17 protein-coding genes are annotated in these 16,919 nt (G+C 34.5%); 8 read left to right on the plus strand and 9 right to left on the minus strand.

Annotation, left to right across the window (positions count from 1 at the left end):
- Positions 1-282 precede the first annotated feature (282 nt).
- The 6 genes from DDF69_RS02875 to DDF69_RS02900 all read right to left on the minus strand — a co-directional run bounded on the left by DDF69_RS02875 (position 283) and on the right by DDF69_RS02900 (position 5,064).
- Positions 283-1,116 carry a GLPGLI family protein gene (locus DDF69_RS02875; RefSeq protein ID WP_114819444.1) on the minus strand — a complete coding sequence of 278 codons (834 nt, stop codon included), beginning with the start codon at positions 1,114-1,116 and terminating at the stop codon, positions 283-285.
- A gap of 207 nt (positions 1,117-1,323) precedes the next feature.
- Positions 1,324-2,508: a glycosyltransferase gene (locus DDF69_RS02880; protein WP_114819445.1), complete on the minus strand. Its 1,185-nt coding sequence runs from the start codon at positions 2,506-2,508 to the stop codon at positions 1,324-1,326.
- Positions 2,508-3,551 (minus strand): grasp-with-spasm system SPASM domain peptide maturase, encoded by a 1,044-nt coding sequence (gwsS, locus tag DDF69_RS02885; protein WP_114819446.1) that lies wholly within the window; start codon positions 3,549-3,551, stop codon positions 2,508-2,510. Before gwsS ends, DDF69_RS02880 begins: the two co-directional genes overlap by 1 nt.
- On the minus strand, positions 3,551-3,745 hold the full coding sequence (locus DDF69_RS02890) for a hypothetical protein (protein ID WP_114819447.1): 195 nt from the start codon (positions 3,743-3,745) through the stop codon (positions 3,551-3,553). The genes gwsS and DDF69_RS02890 overlap by 1 nt, the downstream gene beginning before the upstream one ends.
- 8 nt (positions 3,746-3,753) lie before the next feature.
- Complete coding sequence (gene gwsG, locus DDF69_RS02895; protein ID WP_162800863.1) at positions 3,754-4,740, minus strand: grasp-with-spasm system ATP-grasp peptide maturase; 987 nt, start codon at positions 4,738-4,740, stop codon at positions 3,754-3,756.
- Between the two features lie 90 nt (positions 4,741-4,830).
- Entirely contained in the window at positions 4,831-5,064 is a 234-nt protein-coding gene (locus DDF69_RS02900; protein WP_114819449.1) for a hypothetical protein, read from the minus strand.
- A gap of 978 nt (positions 5,065-6,042) precedes the next feature.
- Between DDF69_RS02900 and DDF69_RS02905 the strand changes: the two genes are divergently transcribed.
- Genes DDF69_RS02905 through pyk form a run of 5 tightly spaced genes read left to right on the plus strand, consistent with a single transcriptional unit; the run spans position 6,043 to position 10,222 of the window.
- Positions 6,043-6,282 carry an acyl carrier protein gene (locus DDF69_RS02905; RefSeq protein ID WP_002976354.1) on the plus strand — a complete coding sequence of 80 codons (240 nt, stop codon included), beginning with the start codon at positions 6,043-6,045 and terminating at the stop codon, positions 6,280-6,282.
- 32 nt (positions 6,283-6,314) lie between these two features.
- Positions 6,315-7,559, plus strand: a complete 1,245-nt coding sequence (gene fabF, locus DDF69_RS02910; RefSeq protein ID WP_114819450.1) for a beta-ketoacyl-ACP synthase II — start codon at positions 6,315-6,317, stop codon at positions 7,557-7,559.
- Between the two features lie 9 nt (positions 7,560-7,568).
- Positions 7,569-8,333 carry a ribonuclease III gene (rnc, locus tag DDF69_RS02915; RefSeq protein WP_114819451.1) on the plus strand — a complete coding sequence of 255 codons (765 nt, stop codon included), beginning with the start codon at positions 7,569-7,571 and terminating at the stop codon, positions 8,331-8,333.
- Positions 8,311-8,784 (plus strand): IPExxxVDY family protein, encoded by a 474-nt coding sequence (locus DDF69_RS02920; RefSeq protein WP_114819452.1) that lies wholly within the window; start codon positions 8,311-8,313, stop codon positions 8,782-8,784. Before rnc ends, DDF69_RS02920 begins: the two co-directional genes overlap by 23 nt.
- Positions 8,777-10,222, plus strand: coding sequence for a pyruvate kinase (gene pyk, locus DDF69_RS02925; RefSeq protein WP_062675798.1), 1,446 nt, complete (start codon positions 8,777-8,779; stop codon positions 10,220-10,222). The genes DDF69_RS02920 and pyk overlap by 8 nt, the downstream gene beginning before the upstream one ends.
- A 195-nt stretch (positions 10,223-10,417) precedes the next feature.
- Here pyk and DDF69_RS02930 read toward each other — a convergent pair whose 3' ends face one another.
- The 3 genes from DDF69_RS02930 to hutI all read right to left on the minus strand — a co-directional run bounded on the left by DDF69_RS02930 (position 10,418) and on the right by hutI (position 14,079).
- The gene (locus DDF69_RS02930; RefSeq protein ID WP_114819453.1) at positions 10,418-11,710 is read right to left on the minus strand and encodes an aldehyde dehydrogenase family protein; all 1,293 of its coding nucleotides are present in this window, start codon (positions 11,708-11,710) and stop codon (positions 10,418-10,420) included.
- Positions 11,711-11,848: 138 nt separating this feature from the next.
- Positions 11,849-12,769: a formimidoylglutamase gene (hutG, locus tag DDF69_RS02935; protein ID WP_114819454.1), complete on the minus strand. Its 921-nt coding sequence runs from the start codon at positions 12,767-12,769 to the stop codon at positions 11,849-11,851.
- Positions 12,770-12,855: 86 nt separating this feature from the next.
- Positions 12,856-14,079 carry an imidazolonepropionase gene (hutI, locus tag DDF69_RS02940; protein WP_114819455.1) on the minus strand — a complete coding sequence of 408 codons (1,224 nt, stop codon included), beginning with the start codon at positions 14,077-14,079 and terminating at the stop codon, positions 12,856-12,858.
- Positions 14,080-14,339: 260 nt separating this feature from the next.
- Here hutI and ruvB point away from each other — a divergent pair, with 260 nt between their 5' ends.
- The 3 genes from ruvB (at position 14,340) to DDF69_RS02955 (ending at position 16,915) form a co-directional block, all read left to right on the plus strand.
- Positions 14,340-15,362, plus strand: a complete 1,023-nt coding sequence (gene ruvB / locus DDF69_RS02945) for a Holliday junction branch migration DNA helicase RuvB (RefSeq protein WP_114819456.1) — start codon at positions 14,340-14,342, stop codon at positions 15,360-15,362.
- Between the two features lie 61 nt (positions 15,363-15,423).
- A complete protein-coding gene (locus DDF69_RS02950) occupies positions 15,424-16,035 on the plus strand; it encodes an FMN-binding negative transcriptional regulator (RefSeq protein WP_114819457.1) in 612 nt (203 codons plus the stop codon).
- A gap of 13 nt (positions 16,036-16,048) precedes the next feature.
- Positions 16,049-16,915 (plus strand): MBL fold metallo-hydrolase, encoded by an 867-nt coding sequence (locus DDF69_RS02955; RefSeq protein WP_114819458.1) that lies wholly within the window; start codon positions 16,049-16,051, stop codon positions 16,913-16,915.
- Positions 16,916-16,919: the final 4 nt, after the last annotated feature.

Below are 16,919 nucleotides of genomic sequence, written 5' to 3' on the forward strand. Positions count from 1 at the left end.
GTGAAAAAGTAATCAATATGTCTTACCAGAGATTAAGTTAAATATAGAATGCATTGCTACTACAGCAAGGTTAGAATTCAGTTTAAAACGCTCCAGGCAATTTCCATAACTAAAACAATAAATCATGTGAAATTAAATAGCATTTTGAAGATTTAATTTCACATGGTATCAAAACTAGGAATAACTCTGTTAATCCAATACATTCTTAGCTTATTATTCGGAGTATGCATTACATAGTCCGCAACAAAACCTCATTCATTTAATTAACAAATAGTTATGTAATTATTTTTTTTGATAACGGATTACCTTGCTAATTTCAATCGGATTGTTTTCTTTCATCATTTCATCCTGTGCTTGTCTTTCAAAGGTTTTCAGTTGATCTTTACTTGTAATTTGAGTACCTCTGTAAAAATATTGTGCATCCGGCTGCTTATCAAACTGTACCATAAAATCTTTAAATGGCTCATTGAATTTTTCTAATTTCTTTTTCCGAAACATTTCCTCACTAACCTCTAAAGGTTTGGTTCCTGCATAGTTTTCTATAAAACCGCTCGTATCATAGGTAGCATCCAATGACTTTGACTGCAACATGTTATATTTAAACTGACTTTTTGAATCATAAATTTGAAATATTAACCCAGGCAATCCTCTAAACTTATAAGGCCCTTCATTATAAGGAACTTCTTTGCAAAACCAAGCCGTCCAAAGTCTTCCTCCAAAAAATGTAGTAGCTTTCTGCAGAAGATATTGATCTGCCATTTTTGTTTCATTGCTTAAATTCCATTTCATTGAATCATCTGTTTGATAAACAAACAAATCATCCAAATTTTCAAAGTTTTTATTTTTGAAGGAATTACGCTCCCGTGTAATAATATTTTGAAAACCCCATGTTCGAAAGCGGTAATTCTGATTAGCTTTATTGATTGAATCCATCCTAAGGAATTTATATTCATAAAATTTGACATCCTTGGGATTAATATCCAAAACCATATTGGTTTTAATGTAATCTGTAGAGCTTGAATCTATTTTGAATTGTAATTCGTAAATAAAACGATGAGTTTGTGCGGAAGTAAAAACACAGCTCATCAATAGAAGAAGAAATATTCGGTTTAACATAGTGATTGGTAGTTTTTTTAATAGGAAAAATAGCTTCGCATATTTACTACTATATGATAAATCTATAGAATTTTTCGATGCTAATAGAATTCGAAAAAAAATACAGTTTTAATTTTTAGTATTTTACCTAAAATATTTAATATAAAAAAGTTAAAAAATGTTTTAATTATTGAACTTTTTTTTACAGACTTTCGCAGAAAACCCGTGCTAAAAATACATTAGAAAGTGATTCACTTCATTGATATCATTAAGAGATTCTGAATCAAACCATTCCGGATTATCATCAATTAGCACATTCAGCTTTTCAGCAACAATTTTTGCTTCATCCATATGGCTTATTTTTATGCAAATTCTCAAATGTTTATATAGTAATTTCCAGTTATACAATTCTAATTCAACAAATAATAATCTTTGAGGAAATGGACTTTTACCATGATATAAGTTTAGAAACTTTTTCGAATACTTGTAAGCTAACGCATAGTCCTCATTGTCATAATAATGACAAATGATTTTGTATGCAGGCTCAGCTCTTACAGGATCAATATCATAAGCTTTTGTATATTCCTGTAAGACAATATCCCAATCTTTTTCTAATAAGCTCAAGATACGCCCTATCGTATAATGTGAATAAAATATTTCTTCACTGTACCCGCTATCTGCAATAGCAATTCTCTCTTGATATGCTTTTAATGCCTTATTTAATTTATCGATACGGTCATCATTATTAAATGTAAACAATGCTGAAAAATAGTAGCTTTGAGCCAAATAAAAAAGCCATCGCGCACTATCGCTTATATCACTTTTCTCCAGATGTCTTTCTAATATATTTGCGTGATTTAAATATTTTCCTGTCAAATTGCTTTGCCATGAGTTACCATCGTTATAAACGTTGATTTCAAAGTTTTCAATTACGGCACACGTAAATGCTGAATCACACTTTAAATATTCATGAACAGGGCCATCCCAAAAGAAAGGAATATCTGTTCTGAAAAATGTTAATCTTGAAAAGACGTCACCATTTAAATGCGCTTTGCTCAGGTATGAGTCTTCCGTCAGCTCATTTTTATTAAAATCTTTATGTACCACAACTTCATCACAATCCAGCCAATATCCATAAGTTTTCTTTTCGTCCCATCCCAGTGTATTAATAACTTCTTTTAATTTATGTAAAGCGAAATTGCGGCAACTGTCAAAGTAATCAAAAGCTTTATAAAATATAAACAATTGTTTTTTATTTGCTTCCGCCCACCGCTGAATCACCTCTACCGTATTATCTGTTGATCCCGTATCTACACACACTACCAAATCTGCTAAATATAAATTACTGTTTAACATTCGTTCGATAACATGCTCCTCATTTTTAAAAATAAAATTAAGTGCTATTTTTTTCATTATTCGTGCCAGACATTATGGTAAGGATCATAATTACATAAAGCAGGTTTTGCGCTGTGAATTTGGCTTTCATCTAAAAACCCTCTACAGTCACTGCATATATTTCTGTATTCACAATCTTTACAAGTATTCAATTGGTTTTTATTAATATTCCAGATATCAGAAAATGATTCTTTAATTACAATTTCAGTTAATCTCTCTTGTTTTATATTACCATAAGACGATGCCAATGTTGGACAATTCTTAATATTACCTTTGGTATCTACACCAATTTTCTTGTACAGACATGAATTGTATTTTATGGATTCATTAAACATCCTAAAGTTTGTCGTAAAATATTCAGTAGAGATTTTACCACAGTGCGTCTCATCTTTAATTTCCTGCATAATAAAAACCACATTTCCCATGTATGAGAAATATTCAGAATTAATGACTTCTATTTTATTAAAAGGAGTTGAATGAATAAAAACACTTTTAATTCTTAAGTGCTGTTTAGTTAAATCTATTAAAAAGTCAACATTATAGGATTCATCATATTTGATAATAAAATCCAGAGAAGTAATTCTTGAGTGGCTAAGAAGTGTCACAATTTTAATTATTTCTGCTTTTGATGGGGAATGAAAAAATCTGAACTGACAGTTTTTACACCCAAGCAATTCCAGATCAGAAAATATTTCCTCAAGATGCTGTAAATTTTGCGAACTGCTGTCAAAATCAATAATAGCACTTTCTATGATTGAAGGACTTTCAATATAATTATCCAGCAATGGGAAGTTATCTGCGAAATCAGAATAAAATATCAAATCATTTTCATATAAAAAATCCAAGTACTCCACTAAAACCTCTTCTTCCCCTTTGAAATCATCGAATAGCTTTTCTAGTTTTTGGTTATTATAGGTTAAAAGAATAGTATGTAAAGAATTTGGGATATGATACCATTCTTCTCTTTGGGTATCTACGATCACAGATCTTTTCACACCTTTTGTCATAAGACATACTGAGTATAATTGTAAAAATTTATCCTTTAAAATTGTATAATCCATTATTTAGTTTTCAGGTTGATGTCTTCATTTAGTTTTTTTAAATCAATAATTTTACTGATAGGTTTGTTTGCCCCTCCTTCGGGCACACAATAGGTGCTATCATAATCATTTATTGGAAATGCTTCTTGTTTTTTCTTATCAATATTTAATTTTATTTTGGTTAAATATTTATATACGTATGGTAGTTTTGTCATCTTGAAAATTAATTAGATAGATACTCTGCTATTTTTGATTCCAGATTATAAGAACATGATTGAGACACTGCTCCAAACTGCCCTACTGGATTTACCTCTAAAAAATAATATTGTCCTTTTGTATATATTAAATCGAGTGAACCACAATTTAAATTTATCTTATGCATGAATGAAATTATTTTTTCTTCCACATCAACAGGTAATTTATAGCGAACATTCCGATTGGGTTTTTCGAAGTTGTATTTTCTGAAATCAGTTTGGGTCTTAGCGTCAGACTGGCTAAAAATAGCCATACTATAACAAGTTCCATGAAGATAAAAAATCCTGATTTCATATTCCTTTTCAATCTTGTGTTGAAATAAGCTAGGATAAAATTGGATAGAATCATTCATATCATCTGCCGGAACATCTTCAGTAAAATACATATATCTATTGACTTCATCCTGGGCATGAAGAATGTCTTGGATACTTTTAGTTATAAGTTTAGCTCTCGCTGTATTTTTAAAATTGGTTAAAATCTTAGTTTCAGGAATTGGCAAGCCACAGCTGCTCGCCAGGCTAAGCTGCTTTAATTTATTAATATGAGCGGTTGACTGACTTCCAATAATCTTCTCTGTATTGTTCTCTATATACCAATGTATATATTCATGCAATTCACGGGACTCTGCATACAGATGTTCTCTTGATTTAAGTGATACTTTTTCACTTTTAAATAACTCATATATATCTTTCATTTCCGGTAAAGGAAACATGGGAATACCGCCTCTCCTGTACCAACATGAATAGACATCATTTAAATCCAGAGGTTCTTTGTTTTCAAAATAAAGTATAAATTTTGTCACTTCTCCGTTTTCGAAATCCAATCGTACATCAATCAGCCTGTCGGAATCTACATTTACCCTGTAAAAGTCTTTTTGAGAAGCTATCAGATAATCAATTACTCTATTAGTAGAGATATCAGATTTTTGACTTAATATTAAAATAGTTTTTTTCAACTTAAAATTATTTTTACTATTAAAAATAAAAAGCCTTAAATACTAACTATATTAAATAAGCTAGATATTTAAGGCTGGATAATTTAAAAATTATTTAGCTGACCTACCAAGACCGAAGCCAGGTTCTAAGCCAACATTTGTTCCTCCATTTGGATCCTTTTCACAATCTGGGCATGCGCTATCAGTATCAAAAGTACTCTCATTGGTTACAGAACTTGATGTGCTCGTGTTGCCTGCTAAACCTCCTTTAATTAATTCAGTGATTTCCAAAGTGTTTTTTGAATACTTACCAAATTTCTCGCTGTTTAAACTTTCTAATTTCATAGTGTAAAAATTTAATATTTTGTAATGTTTTTTAGTTTTCTTTAAAGATCATTCTTAATTTAAACTGCGTGCACTCAATCACAATTAAAAATTTAACTTAAATCAAAACTTTTCTAAAAGTATTAAAAAAAAATTAAAGTATTCCACTGATTGTGAGTTTTTTTTTAATAAAAATAACAATTAAATACATTTGTTACAAACGTACTCTCATTTATGTGAATTAAAATTTTAAACCGTCAAGTATCTGCAAAGGCTTTGGGAATATTAGACAAATTCTGAAATTATCTCTCAGAAAAAAAATTACAGAATTAAAAATTAATTATATCTACGTCTATAGAAATAATTTAAAATTTCAATGTAAAATGTGTCAAAAAAAGCAGATAAATCGAGGTACAAATAATAGCAGATATATATCTGAATAGAATGCAACAGAAAGAAAATAAACACACTTGTATTTGGGAATTCAACTCTTATCAAAAACTCTATAATCATTAAATTTTATTTTGAATCTGTGTATTGTCTACAGTAAGGAGGATATATTCAAATACATTTAGAAGAAGACCTTTAATGGGAGTAGTCCTGCAACGACAAGTACTGTTAGAGCTTATATAATAAAGGAAACACTAAAATCAACATTATACAACAATGTGCCTAATATTATATTATGGTTAAAAAAAATTACAAAAATTGACCATAAGCCACAGATTTAAGACCTTTTCGGTGATAACTATACATAAATACACTACCCTCCATAGAATACAAAGCTATTAATAATGAAATTTGTGTGATATATCTCTTAGTTCACCATGACAATTTACACCTTTGCAGCAACAGCAATATAACCACCTGAAAACGAAAAGACTAAAGCAAAACAATCTAAAATAAAAGCTTCTGGTCCACAAAAAAGACTAAAAAAATGTTTTATCGTAAAGAATTTTATATATTTGCACCATCTAACAATTAAAAAAATAATTTACTATGTCAGACATTGCATCAAGAGTAAAAGCTATCATCGCTGATAAGCTTGACGTTGAAGAAACAGAAGTAACTCCTGAAGCTAGCTTCACTAACGATTTAGGAGCTGATTCACTAGATACAGTTGAGTTAATCATGGAATTTGAAAAAGAATTTAACATTCAGATCCCTGATGATCAAGCTGAAAAAATTACTACTGTAGGACACGCTATCGCTTACATCGAAGAAGTAGTAAATAAATAATATTCTTCAACAAAAGAAATTAAACAAAGTTTATGGAATTAAAAAGAGTAGTTGTAACCGGATTTGGAGCAATAACACCAATAGGAAATAATGCAAAAGAATACTGGGAAAATCTTGTGAAAGGTGAGAGCGGTGCCGCTCCGATTACTCTTTTTGATGCCACAAACTTTAAAACAAAGTTCGCTTGCGAGGTAAAAAATTTCGATCCGTTACAGCATTTCGATAAGAAAGAGGCTAAAAAAATGGATAGAAATACTCAATTGGGACTTGTTGCAGCAAGAGAAGCTGTAACGCATTCCGGCATTATTGAAGACAATGTAGATAAAAACAGAGTTGGTGTAATCTGGGGTTCCGGAATCGGAGGATTAGAGACTTTTGAAACGGAAGTTTTAGGATGGGCCAATACGGAAATTCCGAGGTTCAATCCTTTCTTTATCCCAAAAATGATTGCAGATATCACTCCCGGACATATCTCAATCGAATATGGATTCCACGGGCCAAACTATACGACTGTATCTGCGTGTGCATCTTCAGCAAATGCTATAATTGATTCCAAAATGCTGATCCAGTTAGGAAAAGCAGACGTGATTGTATGCGGAGGCTCTGAAGCAGCCGTTACAGCAAGTGGTGTCGGTGGATTCAACGCAATGATGGCACTTTCTACAAGAAATGATGATCCTAAAACAGCTTCAAGACCTTTTGACAAAGACAGAGATGGATTTGTATTAGGAGAAGGAGCAGGATGTATCGTTCTTGAAGAATACGAGCACGCTGTAAAACGTGGTGCTACAATTTATGCAGAATTACTGGGAGGAGGTCTGAGTGCTGATGCACATCACATGACAGCTCCACATCCTGAAGGTCTTGGTGCTTATCTGGTAATGAAAAACTGTTTGGAAGATGCAGGCTTAACTGCTGATGAAGTAGATCATATCAACATGCATGGTACATCTACTCCATTAGGAGACATCGCAGAATCCAATGCAATTTCAAAATTATTAGGCGAGCATGCTTATGACATTCAGATTAATTCTACAAAATCAATGACAGGCCACCTTTTAGGTGCTGCAGGTGTTATTGAAGCTATCGCTGCATTGGGAACTATTATTCATGGTACTGTTCCTCCAACCATCAACCATTTTACTGATGATGAAAATATTGACAGCCGACTGAACTTTACGTTCAATACAGCTGTTAAGAAAGATGTAAAAGTAGCCATGAGCAATACTTTTGGATTTGGCGGGCACAACGCTTGCGTTCTATTTAAGAAAATCTAAATTCAATGAATGGAGTTACAGAAATACTTTTCTAAATTCCTTCTCAAAAAAAGAAAAAGACAATTAACGGAGAGAGAATATTTTCTCAGTACCGAGCTTAGAAAAGTTTTGGGTACAGAGGTACAGAATATCGCTCTTTACCGCGAAGCTTTTTCTTTGAAAAATTCTTCTAAAAATCAAGACAGCAATTACGAAAGACTTGAATTTTTGGGAGATTCTGTTTTGGGTACAATTATTTCTTGTCATTTGTTCCAGACTTATCCTCAAGCCAATGAGGGATATCTGACACAAATGAAATCTAAGATTGTTAATAGGAAAAACCTCAATAAATTAGGAGAAGATCTCAAGCTTACCAGCCTTTTGCAAAAGCAAAACAGCTCATCAGCTTTGGGAGAAAATATCTCTGGAAATTTGTTTGAAGCCTTAATCGGTGCCGTTTATTTAGACTTCCATTATGATGCCTGCAAAAGGATTATTTTGGAAAAATTGCTGACCCCTTCCGAGATCAATAAGCTTGAAAACAAAATTGTAAGTTATAAAGGTCTCCTGCTCGAATGGAGCCAAAAGAAGAAGGTCAATATAAAATACGAAACCTGCGAGGAAATACAGGCTAATAAATCTGTCGTATTCAGGTGCCATGTATGGCTGGGAGACGAGAAAATTGCTAATGCAACAGAGACTTCCAAGAAGAAAGCAGAGGAAAAAGCAGCACAGAGGGCATTTTATATTTTAAACAAAAAAGAAAATATACTTGGAAATTCAAAAACTTTATGATCTTGATGATATAGAATTTGAAGATATTGCCATAGGATTGGTAAGATTAGCCAAAGATGTACCTGCTCACGAGTTTTTCTACAAAATAAATCAAATCAACAACCTCAATTTTTCAAGGAAGAAAGATCTTGTCTTTCATGGAGGTTATTATGATTATTTTTTTCCAAGATTTGAAGCGTACCACAAGTATACGAAGACCTGTTTTACCTTCATTTCCAATAAATCTTCTGAAAGTAAGCAAAAAAAAATTCAGACAGAACTCTTTACAGAAGAAGAAAACATTAAATTTTTATTAAATAATCAGGTAGATGTGGAATATATTCTGCATAGTTCGGAACAGTTTCCTGATTTTTCCGTAATTTTGCTCCCTGAAAATCTTGTGTTTCCAATTCAAGATTATACACTGAGTTCTGATGAGGAACTTTATCAAATTATCCAGTATTATGAATAAGTATTTAAAGAAGACAAAAATTATCGCAACACTAGGGCCTGCTTCATCGTCGAAGGAGGTAATGTTAGATTTAATGAAAGCGGGTGTTGATATTTTCAGAATAAATTTTTCACATGCAGATTACGACTTAGTTCGAAAAAATATTGAAATAATTAGAGAGCTAAACAATGAGTATGGTTATTCTGTAGGAATTCTTGGAGACCTTCAGGGACCTAAGCTGAGAGTGGGAGTTGTAAAAGAAGGGTCTTACCTGAATCCGGGTGATATTCTTACTTTCACCAATGAAAAGATGGAGGGAGATTCCACCAAGGTGTATATGACGTACCAACAGTTTCCGCAGGATGTAAAAGTAGGGGAAAGAATCCTTATTGATGATGGGAAACTCATGCTGGAGGTTATCGAAACCAATGAAAAAGATACTGTAAAAGCAAAAACTATTCAGGGAGGTCCGTTGAGTTCTAAAAAAGGAGTTAATCTTCCTAATACAAATGTTTCTCTTCCTGCATTGACAGAAAAAGATGTTCAGGATGCTAATTTCATGCTTGACATGGAGGTAGACTGGATTGCTCTTTCTTTTGTACGTCACGCACAGGACATTATTGACCTGAAAGAATTAATTGCCAACCATCCGAACGGTAAATTCAAGACTCCTATTATTGCGAAGATTGAAAAACCTGAAGGTGTTAAAAATATTGATGAAATCCTTCTTGAATGCGACGGATTAATGGTTGCACGTGGAGATCTTGGAGTAGAAGTTCCAATGGAAGAAGTTCCTGCGATCCAGAAAAACCTGGTAGAAAAAGCAAGATTCTATTCCAAGCCGGTAATTATTGCTACCCAGATGATGGAAACCATGATCAACAGCTTAACGCCAACAAGAGCGGAAGTAAATGACGTTGCGAACTCTGTATTGGATGGAGCTGATGCCGTAATGCTTTCCGGAGAAACTTCTGTAGGGAGATATCCGGTACAGGTTGTGGAAAACATGGCTAAAATTGTAAAGAATATCGAAACTACTCATTTCTACCAACACAAAAATGAGCCTATCGAGAAAGATTATAACTGTATTGATGAAAGATTCATTACCAACAGGGTTTGTCTTGCAGCAGTAAGAATTGCTAAAACAACCAACGTTTCTGCTATTGTAACCCTTACTCATTCAGGATATACAGCCTTCCAGCTTGCAGCACACAGACCAAACTCTCACATCATTGTATATAGTGGTAACAGAAGAGTAATTACCATGCTGAACCTTCTTTGGGGTGTACATGCCTATTACTATGATATGAAAAAATCTACTGACGAAACGATCATTCAGGTCAATATGCTGACGCACAACTATGGTTATATTGAAACCGGAGACTTCGTAATCAACATCAATGCTACTCCATCCTATGAAGGTGGAAAAACGAATACATTGAGATTGACTACGGTATAAGCAATAAGCAATAAGCAAAATTACTTTTTGTCAAAGCATAAAAAAACTCCCGAAAATTGATTTTCGGGAGTTTTTATTTATTATGTAAAAGTACACTGTTAACTTTTAAACGGTAGTTTGTCATTCTGAACGAAACGGAGTGAAGTGAAGAATCTCAGATATTCCTCGTTTCCCCGGAATGACATGATACCTAATTTAGTTACCAACAATAGTCTTAGCTGTAACAAATTCTTTTAAAGCTAATAAGGATAGTTCTGTTCCATATCCTGAAGCTTTTGATCCTCCAAATGGAAAACGTGGATCAGAACTTGTCATACGGTTGATATTGACTGTTCCAGATTCAAGATTTTCAATGAAGAATAACTGACGGTCTCTATCTTTAGTCCATACAGAATTGGAAAGTCCAAAAGGAATATCATTGGCCATCTGTAAAGCCTCGTCATTAGTTTTTGCAGTCATAACCATTCCAAGAGGTCCGAAAAGTTCTTCTTTTAAAATTGGATTTCCTTCCTGAACTCTGATTAAACCTGGTTTAAATTCATTTTCAGAAACTCTTTCTAAAGGAATAATGATTTCAGCACCGTTTTCCAATGCTCTGTTGAACTGAGCTTCCAATTCATCAGCAAGATCCGGTCTTGCCATCCCTGCCAGTTTGGTTTCTTTATCCAAAGGATCTCCGATCTCATATTTCTTATATTCTTCAATGAATATAGGTAAAAATGCATCTTCAATCTTTTCATCAATGATAAATCTTTTTGCTGCAGTACAGGTTTGTCCACAGTTTTGAAGTCTGGACTTTGCTCCTGCTTTTGCTGCAGCTTCAAGATCTGCATCATCAAAAATGATGAAAGCATCACTTCCTCCTAATTCAAGTAAAGATTTTTTAATATTTAAACCAGCAATTGAAGCCACTTCACCTCCTGCCTTTCCACTTCCTGTAAGGCTTACTCCTTTTACAGCATCATGTTCAAGGATTTCTTTTACCGCTTTATGTCCTACTTCAAGATTTTGAAAAATACCTTCAGGAAAACCAGCTTCCAGAAGAACTTCTTCAATGGCATTTCCACTTCCGAAACAAATTGAAGCATGTTTCAAAACGATTGTATTTCCAGCTAAAATTGCAGGAGTAGCAAATCTCAGCACCTGCCAAAAAGGAAAGTTCCACGGCATTACACCTAAGATTACCCCTTTCGGAGCATAATGAACTTCAGAATAAGCAAATTCTGAATCAACTTTTTCTGGTTTTAATATATTTTCAGCAGTAGCATAATAATTCATCATTAAAGCACACTTTTCCACTTCAGCAATAGATTCTGAAATGGGTTTATTCATTTCTGTAGTAATTATTTTCCCAAATTTCTCCGAATTATTCTTTAAAATTTCCGCTGCTTTTGCAATTAACTTCTGCCTTTCCTCAAACGGCACTTTTCTCCACACTGAAAACGCTTTATCTGCTTTAATAAGCTTGCTTTCAATTAATTGTTCCATAATATAAATTTCTGTTTTAAATTCAGCTAATGAATTTATGAGCGCTTTTATTTTAAAAGCACGGTGAAATGAGCAAATTCCATTCCTTAAGGGTCAATAAAATAATGATTTTCTCTATCGGAAGAATATAACTTTATCTTACATCATTAGCCATTCATTCACAAGACATGCTGCCAGTCTTGCTGTTCTGTCCTGGATATCAAAAGAAGGGTTAACTTCTGCCACATCCAGTGCCACCAATTTTTTATTTTTTAAGATATGTTTGTAAAAATGCATAAAGGCTGCATCTGCAAAGATACCATTATATGCTGCAGCTGAGACTCCGGGAGCCACGGAAGCATTAAAGACGTCCATACAAATGGTAAGATAGGCATAATCTACGCTCTCCAGCAACTCATCAATACGTTGATAGATAGATGTAAGATTTTCAAAAAATAATTCGTCTGCCAGGATATATTTCATCCCATACTGATGAGCCGTATCAAAAAGTTTCAAAGTATTGGAGTTTCTCTGAATTCCAATATGTAAAGAATTGATAGGACCTTCCTGAGCAATCTGCCAGAATCCGGTTCCTGAGCTTGGTCCTACTCCATTTTCCGGCTGTCTGTTATCAAAATGAGCATCGATATTAATAATGCCAATTTTTTGTTCCGGAAAGGCTGTTTTAACACCTAGATAATGAGCGTAAGTTACCTCATGACCTCCACCCAAAACAAGAGATTTTCCTCCTTTCAAAAGTACTTTTGAGACATTTTTGGCAAGATTATTCTGGGTATTTTCAAGATTACCATCCTCACAGGTAAGATTCCCAAAGTCAAGCATTGAAAAGTCAGGAAGAATTACCGGAAAATTAGACATATTTTTCCTGATCACATCCGGAGCATCTTTCGCTCCCTGACGGCCTTTATTTCTCCTTACTCCTTCATCTACAGCAAAACCATGCAATGCAAAATCTCCTGTAGAAATATTGTCGTAATTACGTTCTTCTTTTACTCTTTGAAATAATCTGTGATAGAGAAGTTCTTCTCCGTCCAATCTGCCTTGCCAAATATTACTCATTATTCAGTCATTTGCCTATTGTATGTCATTGAATGAAATAGTTATGATCTTCTCATTCAATAACAAAGTATGGTTAATTTATAATTTTAAATCTGACTACCATCAATGTACACATGTTCTGCGTTCAAGCTTCCCTGATTGTAAAGTACATTCTGGAAATTGTTGGTTTTGAAAGTGACAAAATCTGCCTTTTTTCCTGCTTCCAATTGTCCTCTGTCTTCAAGATTAAGGGCATAAGCAGCACGGAAAGTCATCCCTGCCAAAACTTCAGCTGTAGTTAGTTTCTGGAAAGTAGCTAAAATAGAAGCCTGGGTAATGAGATTTCCCATTGGGGCAGATCCCGGATTCCAGTCACTAGCAATGGCTACAATAGCTCCTGCATCCAATAATTTTCTTGCGGGAGTAAATTTCTCGCCCAATCCTAAACTTGCTCCCGGAAGGGCTGTTGCCACCGTATCAGACTCTGCCAGAAACTGAATATCTTCATCTATTGTTGCTTCCAAATGATCTGCAGACTTCGCTCCTACTTCCACAGCAATTCTTGAACTTCCAGGGGTAAACTGATCTGCGTGAACCGTAATTTCAAAGCCTAATTCTTTTGCTTTAAGCAAGAATTCTTTACTTTCTTCCGGCTGAAAAGCAGACTTTTCAATAAAGATATCTACTCTATTCGCTAAGCTTTCTTCTTTTACTTTTGGTAAAACTTCGGTGATGATATATTCCAGATATTCGGGATTGCTTCCTTCAAAATCTCTTGGTTTTAAGTGGGCTGAAAGACAGGTTGGAACTAAAGTGGCTTTGGTTACATTCTGTGCTTTTTTAATAATTCTAAGCATCTTCAGCTCGTTTTCCACATCCAGACCGTAACCACTCTTCACTTCAATGGTGGTAATTCCGAGATCAAGCAAAAAATTGATTCTTTCTCCTAAAGTTTTTAATAGTTCTTCTTCTGAAGCATTTCTTGTATGCTGCACGGAACTCCAGATTCCACCACCGCTTTCTGCAATCTCCAGATAGGTTTTTCCTGCATTACGCATGGCAAAGTCATTCGCACGGTTTCCTCCGAAACAAATGTGGGTATGTGAATCTACAAAAGCAGGAAGAACAATCTGTTCTCCTTCAATCTGTTCGATTTCTATGGTAGGATTTTCTGTTTTTAATGTTTCAAAATTTCCGACTTTCCGGATGGTATTCTGATCTACTACAATTCCTCCGTCTACAATAATTTCCAGCTGTTCATCGGAAAGTTTTCCTCTTAATGGTAAGTTAGCAAGCGTTACCACCTGCTTAAATGGTCCTATTAATTTCATTAGTTTAAAGTTAATGCGTTGTTTAGATTCAAGCCGACTCAATTTTATATCAGTACTCTTTTTCTAAACATTGAAAATTTTATTAATTTTTATTAATAATTTCTTCTCTCAAAAATACTTAAAATATCCCAATTATTTAAATCTTAGCTGTTCTCATTTTCAGCCGGGGCTTAAACCTCTCTGTCAATCTCAACGTTTTCTCAATCTGCCCTTCAACCTTTGTCTAAATTTGCTATCTTTGAAGTAAATGAAATGAATTAATGCCAGATTTTTTACATCCAGATAAGGAAAACTACTCACGAGAGGAGCTGATGCAGGAAGAACAGATCCGTCCCCAGAGCTTTAAGGATTTTGCGGGACAGAGAAAAACGCTGGAGAACCTTGAGGTGTTTGTTACCGCTGCAAAAAGACGTGGCGGAGCATTAGATCATGTTTTATTACATGGTCCGCCAGGGCTTGGTAAAACCACTTTAGCCAATATTATCGCTAATGAACTTGGGGTAAGCTGTAAGGTTACTTCAGGTCCTGTATTGGATAAACCTGGAAGTTTAGCTGGTTTACTGACTAATCTGGAAGAAAATGATGTTCTTTTCATTGATGAGATTCACCGTCTTTCTCCTGTAGTAGAAGAATACCTGTATTCTGCAATGGAGGATTACAAGATTGATATCATGCTGGAAACAGGTCCTAATGCCAGAAGTGTACAGATAGGACTGAATCCTTTTACTCTCGTAGGTGCTACAACAAGAAGTGGTATGCTTACAAAGCCAATGCTTGCCCGATTCGGAATTCAAAGCAGACTGGAATACTACTCTATTGAGCTTTTGTCTATGATTATTCAAAGAAGTGCAAGGGTTTTAGGCGTAGTTATTTATGAAGATGCAGCGATCGAAATTGCGAGAAGAAGCCGTGGAACACCAAGGATTGCGAATGCATTACTGAGAAGAGTACGGGATTTTGCTGAGATCAAAGGGAATGGTGAAATTGAAATCAAGATTACAAAATATGCTTTAGACTCTTTAAATGTGGATGAATTTGGTCTGGATGAAATGGATAATAAGATCATGCGTGTCATGATTGAAAACTTTAAAGGAAAACCGGTTGGTATTTCTGCCCTGGCAACATCTATTGCTGAAAATCCGGAAACACTGGAAGAAGTGTATGAACCGTTTCTGATTCAGGAAGGGTTTATTATCCGTACTCCGAGAGGACGAGAAGTTACTGACAAAGCTTACAAACATTTGAATATTACAAGACCTAAAAATCCGGGAGAGCTATTTTAATTCAAAGTTTTGAGTTCAAAGTTTAAGGTTAAGGTTAAGGTTAATGAGAATTGATTAGTTTATGTTTATACCCAAATTATATAGAAGTGAAGATTTTGATGTGATGCGAAAGATCATCAAAGAAAATTCTTTTGCTTTACTGATTTCTTCTGTTGATAAGATACGGGCAACCCATTCTATGATGATGCTTAATGAAGATGATCCTCAAAATGCCTATATTGAAACTCATATTTCAAGAGCAAATCCTCAGGCCAAAGCCTTAAAAAATGGTGATGAAGTTCTTTGTGACTTCTTAGGGTCCCATACTTATATATCCAGCAGCTGGTATGATCATATCAATGTTTCCACCTGGAATTATGAGGCCGTACAGATTTATGGAAAAGTTGAAATAATGAATCATGATGAACTGTATGCGCATTTGGATAAATTAACGTCCAAATATGAAAGTTTTCAGCAATGTCCAATGATGGTGAAAGACATGGGAAAAGAATTTGTAGAAAAGGAAATGAAAGGTGCTTTTGGGATTAAAGTTATTCCAACCGAAATATTTATCAAACAAAAACTTTCTCAGAACAGAAAAGAGAATGATTTTAACAACATCATTACTCAACTTGAACAATCTGATGATAATGCGAGAAAGATTGCTGAGAAAATGAAATTAATAAAGAAATAATCAAAATATACATATGAAGTTATATCCAATACAATGTGGAAAATTTAAACTGGACGGCGGTGCTATGTTCGGAGTCGTCCCGAAGAGTCTGTGGGAAAAAACAAACCCAGCAGACGAAAGAAACCTGATCGAGCTGGGGACACGTTCTCTGCTTATTGAAGATGGAAAAAAACTGATCCTGGTAGACTGCGGTCTTGGTAACAAACAGGATGATAAATTCTTCGGTCACTACTCTCTTTGGGGAGATGATACTCTTGATAAAAATCTTAAAAAATACGGCTTTATAAAGGAGGATATTACGGATGTATTCCTTACTCACCTTCACTTCGATCACTGTGGTGGAGCGATAGAATGGAATGATGATAAAACCGGGTACAGGCCTGCCTTTAAAAATGCCAATTTCTGGACGAATGAAAATCACTGGCAATGGGCAACAGAGCCTAATGCACGAGAGAAAGCAAGTTTCCTGAAGGAAAACATTATGCCAATGCAGGAAAGCGGGCAACTTAACTTTTTGCCACTTCCTACTACCGGAAACTACGGTTTCGCACCTGATCTTAAAATGGACGTTATCTTCGTAGACGGACACACGGAAAAACAAATGCTTCCGGTTATCCAGTATCAGGAAAAAACTGTTGTTTTTGCGGCGGACCTTATTCCTACAGCAGGACATATCAACCCGGTGTATGTGATGGGATATGATACCAGGCCTCTTCTCACAATGGAAGAGAAAGCAAAGTTCCTGAAGCAGTGTGTAGACAACGAATATTTATTATTCTTTGAACATGATGCCCACAACGAGCTGGCAAGTCTTAAAATGACCGAAAAAGGAGTGAGACTTGATGAGACGTTTAGCTTTAATGATGTTTTTGGATATTAATTTT

The organism is Chryseobacterium sp. KLBC 52, from assembly GCF_003347605.1.
In the GTDB taxonomy this organism is placed as follows: domain Bacteria; phylum Bacteroidota; class Bacteroidia; order Flavobacteriales; family Weeksellaceae; genus Chryseobacterium.

Excerpts from the sequence above, each read along its gene's own strand:
- DDF69_RS02875 (WP_114819444.1), bottom strand. The coding sequence starts at position 1,116 with ATGTTAAACCGAATATTTCTTCTTCTATTGATGAGCTGTGTTTTTACT.
- DDF69_RS02880 (WP_114819445.1), bottom strand. The coding sequence starts at position 2,508 with ATGAAAAAAATAGCACTTAATTTTATTTTTAAAAATGAGGAGCATGTT.
- gwsS (WP_114819446.1), bottom strand. The coding sequence starts at position 3,551 with ATGGATTATACAATTTTAAAGGATAAATTTTTACAATTATACTCAGTA.
- DDF69_RS02890 (WP_114819447.1), bottom strand. The coding sequence starts at position 3,745 with ATGACAAAACTACCATACGTATATAAATATTTAACCAAAATAAAATTA.
- DDF69_RS02900 (WP_114819449.1), bottom strand. The coding sequence starts at position 5,064 with ATGAAATTAGAAAGTTTAAACAGCGAGAAATTTGGTAAGTATTCAAAA.
- DDF69_RS02905 (WP_002976354.1), top strand. The coding sequence starts at position 6,043 with ATGTCAGACATTGCATCAAGAGTAAAAGCTATCATCGCTGATAAGCTT.
- fabF (WP_114819450.1), top strand. The coding sequence starts at position 6,315 with ATGGAATTAAAAAGAGTAGTTGTAACCGGATTTGGAGCAATAACACCA.
- rnc (WP_114819451.1), top strand. The coding sequence starts at position 7,569 with ATGGAGTTACAGAAATACTTTTCTAAATTCCTTCTCAAAAAAAGAAAA.
- pyk (WP_062675798.1), top strand. The coding sequence starts at position 8,777 with ATGAATAAGTATTTAAAGAAGACAAAAATTATCGCAACACTAGGGCCT.
- DDF69_RS02930 (WP_114819453.1), bottom strand. The coding sequence starts at position 11,710 with ATGGAACAATTAATTGAAAGCAAGCTTATTAAAGCAGATAAAGCGTTT.
- hutG (WP_114819454.1), bottom strand. The coding sequence starts at position 12,769 with ATGAGTAATATTTGGCAAGGCAGATTGGACGGAGAAGAACTTCTCTAT.
- hutI (WP_114819455.1), bottom strand. The coding sequence starts at position 14,079 with ATGAAATTAATAGGACCATTTAAGCAGGTGGTAACGCTTGCTAACTTA.
- ruvB (WP_114819456.1), top strand. The coding sequence starts at position 14,340 with ATGCCAGATTTTTTACATCCAGATAAGGAAAACTACTCACGAGAGGAG.
- DDF69_RS02950 (WP_114819457.1), top strand. The coding sequence starts at position 15,424 with ATGTTTATACCCAAATTATATAGAAGTGAAGATTTTGATGTGATGCGA.
- DDF69_RS02955 (WP_114819458.1), top strand. The coding sequence starts at position 16,049 with ATGAAGTTATATCCAATACAATGTGGAAAATTTAAACTGGACGGCGGT.